8 protein-coding genes are annotated in these 10,309 nt (G+C 76.3%); 4 read left to right on the top strand and 4 right to left on the bottom strand.

The features are described 5' to 3' along the window. The 3 genes from NUM_RS19375 to NUM_RS19365 all read left to right on the top strand — a co-directional run. Window positions 1–941: helix-turn-helix transcriptional regulator (locus tag NUM_RS19375; protein ID WP_225918699.1), on the top strand; the 941-nt coding region annotated here is incomplete at its 5' end. Then, on the top strand, window positions 923–3,529 hold the full coding sequence (locus tag NUM_RS19370) for a helix-turn-helix transcriptional regulator (protein ID WP_207126301.1): 2,607 nt from the start codon (window positions 923–925) through the stop codon (window positions 3,527–3,529). The genes NUM_RS19375 and NUM_RS19370, both read left to right, overlap by 19 nt. Continuing rightward, window positions 3,522–6,296 carry an AAA family ATPase gene (locus tag NUM_RS19365; protein WP_207126300.1) on the top strand — a complete coding sequence of 925 codons (2,775 nt, stop codon included), beginning with the start codon at window positions 3,522–3,524 and terminating at the stop codon, window positions 6,294–6,296. Before NUM_RS19370 ends, NUM_RS19365 begins: the two co-directional genes overlap by 8 nt. Window positions 6,297–6,335: 39 nt before the next feature. Here the strand turns inward: NUM_RS19365 and NUM_RS19360 are convergent, their stop codons facing one another. After that, entirely contained in the window at window positions 6,336–6,833 is a 498-nt protein-coding gene (locus NUM_RS19360) for a MarR family winged helix-turn-helix transcriptional regulator (protein WP_207126299.1), read from the bottom strand. Window positions 6,834–6,948: 115 nt separating this feature from the next. On the opposite strand from NUM_RS19360, the gene NUM_RS19355 reads away from it, so the two are divergent. After that, the gene (locus NUM_RS19355) at window positions 6,949–7,578 is read left to right on the top strand and encodes an FMN-dependent NADH-azoreductase (protein WP_207126298.1); all 630 of its coding nucleotides are present in this window, start codon (window positions 6,949–6,951) and stop codon (window positions 7,576–7,578) included. Between the two features lie 97 nt (window positions 7,579–7,675). On the opposite strand, the gene NUM_RS19350 is transcribed toward NUM_RS19355, so the two are convergent. From NUM_RS19350 to NUM_RS19340, 3 genes are read right to left on the bottom strand one after another with little or no spacing between them, the layout of a single operon-like run. Next, a complete protein-coding gene (locus NUM_RS19350) occupies window positions 7,676–8,518 on the bottom strand; it encodes a PhzF family phenazine biosynthesis protein (RefSeq protein WP_207126297.1) in 843 nt (280 codons plus the stop codon). 17 nt (window positions 8,519–8,535) lie between these two features. Next, window positions 8,536–8,958: an MmcQ/YjbR family DNA-binding protein gene (locus NUM_RS19345; protein ID WP_207126296.1), complete on the bottom strand. Its 423-nt coding sequence runs from the start codon at window positions 8,956–8,958 to the stop codon at window positions 8,536–8,538. Window positions 8,959–9,016: 58 nt separating this feature from the next. Further along, on the bottom strand, window positions 9,017–10,285 hold the full coding sequence (locus NUM_RS19340) for an MFS transporter (protein WP_207126295.1): 1,269 nt from the start codon (window positions 10,283–10,285) through the stop codon (window positions 9,017–9,019). Window positions 10,286–10,309: the final 24 nt, after the last annotated feature.

Raw genomic sequence — 10,309 nt, 5'->3', positions numbered from 1 at the left:
CCGCGCCGTGGTGGTTCGAGGCGGTCACCGTCCTGGCCGAGGCCGGCCGGCCCGCCGAGGCCCGACCGTACCTGGAGCGCGGCGAGGCGCTCGCCCGGCGCTGGCCCACCCCGCACGTGCGTGGCCAGTACCTGCTGGGGGCGAGCCTGCTCGCCGCCGAGCCGGAGCGGCTGCCGCTGGCCCGGGCCGCGGTCGACGCCGCCGGCGAGCGGGCGCCGGCGCTGCAGCTGGCCGCCCGGCTGCGGGTCGGCCAGCTGCTGCTGGCCCAGGGCGACCGACCCGCCGCACACCGGCAGCTGCGGGAGCTGGTGGCCGACGCCGAGTCGCTCGGCCTGGTGGGGTTGGCCCGGGACGCGGCGACGATGGTGCCCGCCGCCGACGGTGTCGCGGCCGGCTCTCCGCCGACCGCCGCGCCCGGCGGTCAGCTGACCGACTGCGAACGCCGGGTCGCCGAGCTCGCCGCCCGCGGCCTGACCAACCGGCAGATCGCCACCGAACTGTTCCTGTCGACCCGCACCGTCGAGTTCCACCTGACCAACGTCTACCGCAAGACCGGCGTGCCGGATCGCCACCGGCTCGCCGGACTGCTGACCGCGGCCGACGAGCGGCCGGCGCCACAGCTACGGCTGCCCGGGGCGGCACCGCGGCTGGCGCCGGAGGAGTCGCCGCGTTCGCGGCCGGGCCCGGCCCGGTCGCGGCTGTCGAAGACGGCCCGCCGCCGGCCGGACGCATCGCAGCCCCGGCGGTCCGAGGCGCGGCCACCCCGGCCGCCCGACCCGCTGCCGTCCCGGCCGCCCGAGGCGCTGCCCTGCCAGCCGCCGGAGCCGGCGCAGCCGCACCTGCCGGACACGCTGCTGCCGGAGCCGTCGCAGCCGCGGCTGTCGGCGGGTACGCGGTCCGGGTTGTCGGAGGCATCCCCGCGATGGCTGCCGGAGGCGTGACCGGCGCCGGCGACCGGCTCGTCGAGCGCACCTCCGCGATCGAGGCGCTGCGCCGGCGAATCGACGCGCTCGGCGCGGGGCAACCCGGCGCGGTCCTGGTCACCGGGCCGGCCGGGATGGGCCGTTCCGCGCTGCTGGCCCGGGCCGCCGCGGACGCCGGCGCGGCCGGGATCGCGGTGGTACGGGTCCGGTTCCCGCGGCCACCGCGCGCGGCGGACGGGTCCGCCGGCCTCCCGGCGGCGCTGCTGCGGGAGGTGGCCGACGAACTGGCCGCGCCCACGCCGACCCTGCTCGCCGTCGACGACGTGCACCGCGCCGGCCCGGACGGCCTGGCCTGGCTGACCGAACTGGCCTGCCGCAGCGAGGGCGGGCCGGCGCTGGTCGTGTGCGGCGTCGCGTCCTGGTTCCGCTGGGCCACCGGCCGGTGCGCTGACCTGACCGCGCCGCACCGGATCCAGCTGCGCCCGCTGAGCTTCGCCGGGGTGCGGGAGGTGTGCGTCCGGCTCGCCGGCCCGGTACCCGACGAGTACGTCCAGGCGGTCGCGGCGGCCAGCCGCGGCAACCCGGCGCTGGTGCACTCGATCGTGCGCCGCTGCCCCGGCGGCAGCGGGCCGGCGCTGCTGCGGCGGCTGTCCACGGTGACCGCGGAGGTGATCGCCGCGCACGTGGACCGGGTGTACGACGGGGTGCCGCCGGAGTTGACCGGCCTGCTGCGCGCGGTGGCGGTGGCCGGCCGGGAGCTGCCGTTCGGGTCGCTGTGCGAGCTGGCCGGTGTCGACGCGGTCGACCTGGACCGACTGCTCGCGACCGGCCTGTTCACCTACACCGATCGGCTGCGCCCGGTCTGGCCGGAGGTGGTCGACCGCATCCTGGGGCGGCTGAGCCCCACCGCGCTGCAGGAGCTGTACCGGCAGGCCGCCGAGATCGGTCGCACCGGCGCGGTGGACGACGACGTCCTGGCCGAATGGCTGGACCTGGCCGGGCCGCGACGGCCGGCGTGGGCGGTCGAGGTCCTCACCGACGTCGGCTGGCGGGCGGCCCGGGACGGCCGCCGGGACACCGCCGCCCGGCTGCTCGGCCGGGCCCTCGACACCGAACGCGGCGGGCCGCGCCGCGGCGCCCTGCTGCTCGCGCTCGGCACCACCGAGCTGTCGGTGTACCGGGACGCCGGCGAGCGGCACCTCGGCGCGCTGCTGCGCGAGGAGGGCCAGCACCACGTGGCGCAGCGGCTGGCCGCCGCGGACCTGCTGTCGCTCGGTGGTGCGGACTGCCGGCCGGTCCTGCGGGCCGGGCTGCGGTCGGCGCGCAGCGACGCCGAGCGCGCCGGGCTGCTCGGGCTGTCCTGGCTCGCCCACCCCCGCGGGTACGAGGACGACGAGGACGCCTGGCTGACCAGGGACGAGCTGCCCTCCGCCGCGCAGCTGGCCAGCCGGGCCTGGTGGCTGACCGTACGGGCGGAGCGGCGTACCACGGCGTTGGCCGTCGCCCGGGCCGCGGCGGTGACCACGCTGTTTCACCCGCGGCTGGTCGCCTCCCGGGTACTGCTGCTGGGCGACGACCTGGCCGGCGCCGGCGAGGTGCTGGACTCGGTGCTCGCCGACGCGACCCGGGCGCGGGCCGACACGGTCCTGATCCACGCCCTGCTGGTCTACGCCGAGCTGTCGTACCGGCAGGGCGAGCTCGACGCCGGCCGGCAGGCGCTGGAGCGCGCGCTGCGGCAGCTGGCCCCGCACGCCTGGCCGCCGACCGTGCTGCGCCAGGTGGTCGCGGTCCAGATGATGATCGACACCGAGTACGAACGGTTCGACGAGGCGCAGGAGCTCGCGGACCTGCAGCCGGCACCGTCCGGCTCGGGCGGGTTCGGCTGGTCGGCGGTGCTGTACGCGCGGGGCGTGCTGGAGCTGCGGCGCGAACGGTGGGCGGCGGCCGCCGCACTGCTGCACGAGTGCGGGCGGCGGATGTCGGCCGACGGCCTGGACAATCCGGCCCTGCTCAACTGGCGGGCCTACGCGGCGGTCGCCGACGCCGCGAGCGGTCGCCCGGAGCGGGCCGCCCGGCTGATCGCCGACGCCCTGGTACGGGCCGAGGCGTGGGGTGCGCCGAGCGCGTTGGGGCTGGTCCAGGCGTGCGCCGGCCAGGCGTTCGAGAGCCAGCGGGTGAGCCGGTTGGGCGACGCGGTCGACACGCTGCGCGGCTGCCCGTCCCGGTTGCGGTACGCGCGGGCGCTGGTGGACCTGGCGTCGGCGGCGCTGGCCGCCGGTGACGTCGAGCTCGCCGGCTCCGCCGCCCGGGAGGCCGAGGAGCTGGCGGCCCGGCACGGCTGGCCGCCGGTACTGCGCGGGGCGGCGCAGGTGCGCCAGCGGTGCGAGCACGGTACCGGGCCGGTGCTTTCGGAGGCGCAGCGCGCGGTGGCCGAGCTGGCGGTGGCGGGCCTGTCCAACAAGCAGATCGCGCAACACCGCGAGGTCAGCCTGCGCACGGTCGAGCTGCACCTGACGAACACGTACCGGCAGTTGGGCATCCGGCGCCGGGCGGAGCTCGCCGGCGCGCTGGCCCGGATCGTTGGCGCGGGTGTCGGCGGTGCTTGAGGAACGAAGCGAGGAGCTCACCGCGGCGCAGCGTGCGCTGGCCGCGGCGCTGTCCGGGCGCGGCCAGCTGGTGGTGATCGAGGGCGGCATCGGCGCGGGCAAGTCCGCGCTGCTCGCCGCGGTCGCCGGGCTCGGCGCCGCGACCGGCATGTGGGTGTCGAACGCCCACGCGACCCGGCTGGAACGCGAGTTCGGCGGCGCGGTGGTGCGCCAGCTGCTGTGCCCGGTGCTGGCCGCGGCGCCGGCGTCGACCGCGGAGGGCTGGCTGGCCGGCGCGGCGGCCGCGGCGGCACCGCTGTTCAGCGACAACCCCACCGTCCTGGCCGCGGTGTCCCGGCTGCAGCACGATCCGGACGTGGGGTACGCGCTGCGCCTGCTGGTGCGGCGGATCTGCGCCCACCACCCGCTGCTGCTGGTGGTCGACGACCTGCAACGCGCCGACCCGCTCTCGCTGGCGTTCCTGGCCGACCTGGTCGGCTGCCGGGACGAGCTGCCACTGGTACTCGCCGTCGCGGTGCAGTACGAGACCGCGGTCGCGGAGGCCACGCCGGTGGACGAGGTCGTGCACGCGGCCGACGTGGTCCTGCGGCCGGCGCCGCTGTCCGAACCGGCCGTGGCCGGCATCCTGCGCTCGATCGGCCGCGACCCCGACGACGCGGCGGCCATCCATCGGGCGAGCCGCGGCAACCCGCTCGTGGTGCGGTCCCTGGTCGGTACCGGCGGCCAGCCGTCCGGATGCCCGTCGCCGCTGCGGGAACGGCTCGTCCAGGCGTTCGAGGCGCTCACCACCGACGTCCGGTCGTACGCGCGGGCGATGGTGCTGCTGCCGACCGGCGCCGGCCCGGCGACGGTCGCCGCGGTCGCCGGGCTGGACGAGGTGCAGAGCCGGATGGCCCGCCGCTGCCTGGACCGGCTGGGGCTGCTGCGCGCGGGTCTGCGCGGGTACGCCCAGGTCGTGGTCGAGGACGCCATGTCGCCGGCGGAGCTGGACGAGTTCCACCGGCGCGCGGCCGAGGCACTCGACGCGGCCGGCTACCCGGTCGCCGAGGTGGCCGACGAGTGCATGGCGGTGTCCGGGCCGTCGCCGCGGTGCGCCACCCGGGTACTGCCGGCGGCGGCGCGGGCCGCGCTGCGTGCGCACGATCCGGTGCGGGCGGTGCGGTACCTGCGCCGGGCGCTGATCGACTGCACCGTCGACGGGGCCGACCGCGCCCGGCTGCTGGCCCGGTTGGCCGAGGCGGAACTGCGCACCAACCCGGTCGCGGCCGTGCGCCACGTCGGGCGGGCCGCCCGGCTGACCGAGGACGTACGGTCCCGGGCGGCGATCCTGTCCCGGCTGACGCCCATCGCGCTGACCGGCGCCGACGACCTGTCCGGCCTGATCGACGCCGCCGCCCGGGCGCTGGCGGCGAGTCCGGGCAGCCTCCCGGTGGACCGCGAGCTGGCGCTGCGGCTGGAGGCGCGGCGCCGGTTTCGTGACCTGGACGACGGTGACGCGCTGCGCGACACGCTGGGCCGGTGGGGCGGGTTCGGGTCGCGGCCGCCGATCGACACCGAGGCGGAGCGGGAACTCGCCGCGGTGCTGCTGTACGCGGCGACGCTGACCGTGCGCGCCTCGGCCAACCAGGTCGGTCCGCTCGCCGCCCGGTTGCTGGAGCACCTGCCGTACCGGCCGCTGCTCGCACACACCCCGGCGCCGCTGGCGGTCGCCTGCGCACTGGCCGCGGGGGAGGCGGCCGACGTGGCGGACTGGCTGTCCACCGCGCTGCTGCCGGGCGGCCGGCGCACCCCCGAGGACCTGCTGCTGACGCTGATCGGCCGGGCCACCCTGCACTGGCTGCGCGGCAACGTCGCGGACTGCCGGCACGATCTGCTCCGGGCCACCCGGCTGGCCAAGGGCGCCGGCGCGAGGCTGGATCCGACCGGCGCGATCGGGCTGGTGTCCACCGCGCTGAAGGTGGCCGACCGGCAGATCCTGGACCTCCTCGCCCAGGCGTGGCCGGATCCGACCGCGGCGCCCCGGCCGCACCTGCGGCTGCTGGCTCAGACGCTGCGCGCGGCGCTGGCCCTCGACCGTGGCCCCACTCCGACCGGGTGGGACGACTGGGAGCAGTGCCTGGCCGAACTGGAGCGCCTCGGCTGGCGCAATCCGGCGTTGCTGCCGGTGGGCAGCTGGTCGGCGCGGGCGCTGGTGGCGGCGGGCCGTCCCGGGCGCGCCCGCGAGCTGATGGAGCGCGAGTACGACCAGGCCACCTGGTGGGGTTCGCCGATCCCGGTGGGGCGGGCGCTGCGGATCCTCGGCCGGCTCACCGAGGGGCCGGCCGGTGTCGACCTGATCGCCCAGTCGGCCGACGTGCTCGCCGAGTCCGGCAACGATGCCGAGCTCGCCCGGACCCTGGTCGAGTACGGCGTGCGGCTGCGTGCGGCGGGCCGGCCGAACGCGGCGGAACAGGTGGTCCGCGGGATGCGGTTGGCCCGGCGGGCCGGTGCCGAGGAGGTCGCCGATCGCGCGGCGGCGCTGCTGGGCGAACCCGGCCGCAACGGCGCCCCGTTGACCCCGGCCGAGCTGAAGGTGGCCCGGTTGTCGGCGGGCGGCAGCTCGAACCGCCAGATCGCCGAGTTGCTCGGGGTGACCCGGCGCGCGGTGGAGAAGAACCTGACCAGCTGCTATCGCAAGCTCGGTGTGCCCGGGCGTTCGATGCTCGCGGCGAAGCTGGCCGAACTGTTCCCGGCGGCCGAGCCGGTCGACGACGAACCGCTGCGCTGACCGTTGGCCACCGCAGGACGGCCGGCCCGGTGCCCGTGGTCAGGGTTCGAGCATCGCCGCCACGTCCGGCGCGGTCACCTCGAGGATCCGGCGGGCCGCGCCGCCCAGCATGGTGAGCTGCTCCGGGGTCAGCGCGTCGACGACCAGTCGCCGGGCCTCCCGGACGTGCCCGGGTGCGGTCTGCTCCAGCTTGGTCCGGCCGGCCTCGGTGAGCACGGCGGCGGTTCGCCGGCCCTGCTCGCGGCAGGCGACCCGGCTGACGTACCCGGAGCGTTCGAGCCGGCCCACCGCATGCGACAGGCGCGACAGCGAGCCGCTGGCGAGCATCGCCAGGTCGCTCATCGGGACCGTGCCCTTCGGGGACTCGCTGAGCTGCACGAGCACCTGGTACTCGTAGAGGTTGAGGCCGGCGTCCCGCTTCAGCTGGGCATCCAGTGCCGCCGGCAGGGTGCTGATCACACCCATCAGCGCGATCCAGTGTTCTTGCTGGTCACGGCGCAGCCAGGGGACCTCGTCGGCGGTCTGTTCGGTGGACACGGAGCAATCCTACGGCAGTCGAACTTGAATGTTCAATTTCATCGCGCTACGGTGTCGCTTGAACATTCAACTGACCCGGCGGGTGCCGTCGGGAGAGCCACGAGGAGCACCTCTCATGTCCCTGTTGCGCATCGACTCGAGCATCCAAGGCGACGGTTCGAGCAGCAGCGCACTGGCCGACCAGGTGGTGGCCGAGTTCCGCGCCGTTCGTCCGAGCGAGCAGATCGTCACCCGGCACCTCGGTGAGCAGCCGCTGCCGGCCGACGCCTGGCGCGCCGCGCTCGGCGCCAAGGCGGTACCGGACGAGCAGCGCACCCCGGCGGGCCGGGCGGCGCTGGCGCTGGCGGTCGAGGTCGCCGACGAGCTGCGTGCCGCCGACGCCGCCGTGTTCGCCCTGCCGCTCTACAACTACGGCGTCTCGCAGCACGTCAAGACCTGGATCGACCTGGCCATCGCCGGCGCCGACCAGGGTGCCGCGCTGCTCGCGGGTACGCCGGTGGTGCTGGTCACCACCCGCGGTGGCGCCTACGGGCCGGGCACGCCGCGCGAGGGCTGGGACCACAACACCGACTACCTGCGCCGCATCCTGGCCGACGTCTGGGGCGCCGATCTGACCGTGATCGAGCGGGAGTTCACCCTGGTCGGGATCAACCCGGCGCTGGACGAGTTCCGCGAGCACGCCGCGATGCTGCGCAAGGACGCCGAGGAGGCCGCGGCCGAGGCCGGCCGCACCCTGGCCGCCTGAGCTCGCCGCCGGCGTACCGATCCCGGTACGCCGGCGCCGCGGCACGGGTCGTCGCGGCACGGGGCGCGGCCGGCCGTCGCGGCCGGGGGTCGGTCGTTCAGGGCTCGATGCGCACTGCGGCGCCGGAGACCCGTACCGAGGCGTCGCCGGGGCGCAGCTCGACCCGCAGCAGGCTCGGCCGGCCCATGTCGTGCCCCTGGTGGATGGTCAGCCGCGCGTCGTCCGGTACCAGCCCCAGCTCCCGGGCGTAGCCACCGAACGCGGCCGCCGCCGCTCCGGTCGCCGCGTCCTCCACCACGCCGCCGACCGGGAACGGGTCGCGGGCGTGGAACACCGTCGCCGACTCGCGCCACACCAGCTGCAGCGTGGTCAGCTCCTGCCGGCGCATCAGCGCGAGCAGCCGGTCGAAGTCGTAGTCGAGCGCGGCCAGCCGACTCCGGCTGGCGGCCGCCAGCACCAGGTGCCGCACTCCGGCGAACGCGATCCGCGGCGGCAGCGCCGGATCGAGCTCGCCGGCCGGCCAGCGCAACGCGGCGAGCGCCTCGGCCACCTCCGCCGCGTCGACCGGGTACACCCGGGCCGGCACGCTGGTCAGCGTCGCGGCCAGCACCCCGCCGCGCCGTACGACGGAGACCGGTACCGGGCCGGCCGGGGTGTGGAACAGCAGGTCACCGGGGCCGATCCGGTCGCCGAGCGCCACCGCCGCGGCGACCGTGGCATGCCCGCAGAAGTCGACCTCGGCCCGCGGGCTGAAGAAGCGCAGGGTGTGCTCGCGCGGGCCGTTCCCGGGGGTCAGGAAGGCGCTCTCGGAGTAACCGACGTCGGCGGCGACCGCGAGCATCCGGTCATCGGTCAGCCCGCTGGCGTCGAGGACCACCCCGGCCCGGTTGCCGCCGTCCGGCGTGCTGCTGAACGCGGTGTAGTGCAACAGCTCGGTCATCGTTCTCCCGTGGATCGTCAGGCCAGGTGGTGATCGTCGAGCCAGGCGCGGGCGCGGCGGGCCGAGGCCTGCGACAGCCAGGCGTCCTGCACCACCTCGGCGAGTTCGGCGCGGCTCAGCCGGTGCAGCTGCGCCGCGCGGACCAGCACCGAACGGTGGCCGTCGAAGTGCGGCGTGGTGAAGAACGGGGAGTCCGGGTCGGCGACGAGCGCCTGCTTGTCGGCCTCCGACTCGACCCACAGGACGATCACGTCCGGGTACCGCTCGCCGGTGGCAGGGTCGACCGCGTCCGGCCGCGGGGTGCGGAAGAACACGAACGACTTCCCGCCGACCTGGTACACCGGGTTGCCGCTCGCGCCCCGCTCCACCGTGACGTGCGGCATCGCCTGGGCCAGCTCGTGCACGTCCTCGACCCGAGCGGGTCGCCCGTCGTCCGCCATCGCGCCAGTTTAGGGCGTGGCTCGCGCCCCGGCCGGCGCGCCGGCCGGGGCGCGCGGGTCAGCCGACGGAGCCGACCGGGTCCAGCTCCTCGACCGGGGTCGGGTCCTGCCGGCGCAGTTGCCGGACCGACGGCAGCATGGCGGCGGCGACGGACCCGCCGACCATGATCGCGGTGCACACCCACAGCCAGCTGGTGGTACCGGTGAGGGCGGACAGCGGGCCGGTGAGCGCGAGGCCGACCGGCCGGGCCACGAACGAACCGACCATGTCGAACGAGTAGACCCGGGCGAGCTTGTCCTCCGGCACGTTCTGCTGGATCGACAGGTCCCAGCTGACCGAGAACAGCTCCAGCCCGAGCCCGTGCAGGAACGCGCCGGCGAGCACCAGGAGCAGCCCGGGTGTTCCCGCCGCGCCGAGGGCCATCGCGGCGGGGAAGCAGCCGGTCAGCGTGAGCAGCAGGGTGCCCTGGAACAGCCCGCGCCGCGGTCGCCAGCGCAGCGACAGCAGGCCGCCGGCGAGGAACCCGATCATCAGCGCGGCCAGCGCCCAGCCCCACGCCGCCTTGCTCCAGGTCGCCGACACCACGATCGGCCCGAGCACGCCCTGCACGCCGCCGTAGAACAGGTGGTACAGCAGGGCCTGCAGGATGAGCATCCACAGCCAGGCGTGCCGGAGCACCTCGCGCAGCCCGGCGCCGAGGTCGCCGAGCATCGACTCGTGCCGCTCCCGGGCCGGCTCGGGTACCCGCAGGAAGTGGTAGCAGGCCGCGGCGACGGCGAAGGTGGCCGCGTCGACCGCGATCGCCCAGCCGGAACCGAGGGTGGCGGCGAGGACCCCGGCAACCGCGAAGCCGACGATCTGGGCGCCGTTCTGCACCAGCCGACGTTGGGAGACCGCCCTCGGCAGCAACGGTTCCGGCACGGTCTGCCGGGTCATCGCCGAGGACGAGGGGTTGGCCAGCGCGCCGAGGCAGCCGTTGACGGCGCCGACGGCACCGAGCAGCCAGACGCTCGACCAGCCGCCGATCAGGCTGGCCGCGATCAGCGCCTGGGTGGCCGCCGCGGCGATCGCCGAGCCCTGCATCATCGCCGCGCGCGGCAGCCGGTCGCCGAGCACGCCGCCGAACAGCACGGTGGCCACGTCGGCCAACGCGTACGCCGCGACGACCAGGCCGAGCTGGTTGGCCGACCCGCCGAGTGCCAGCACCGCGAACGCGAGCGCGACCGGAGTGATGGCGTTGCCGAACGAGCTGGTGCCGGCGCCGATCACGAGCAGCCGGAAGTTGCGGTGAGCCAGGGGCCGCGCCGCGGCCCGATCAGTGGTCATGCGCCGATAGTATTTCGCTAGCGA

This window comes from Actinocatenispora comari (genome assembly GCF_017312725.1).
Lineage (GTDB): Bacteria > Actinomycetota > Actinomycetes > Mycobacteriales > Micromonosporaceae > Actinocatenispora > Actinocatenispora comari.
The sequence above is the reverse complement of the archived record's forward strand: the minus strand, read 5'-3'. Positions and strand labels throughout refer to the sequence as shown.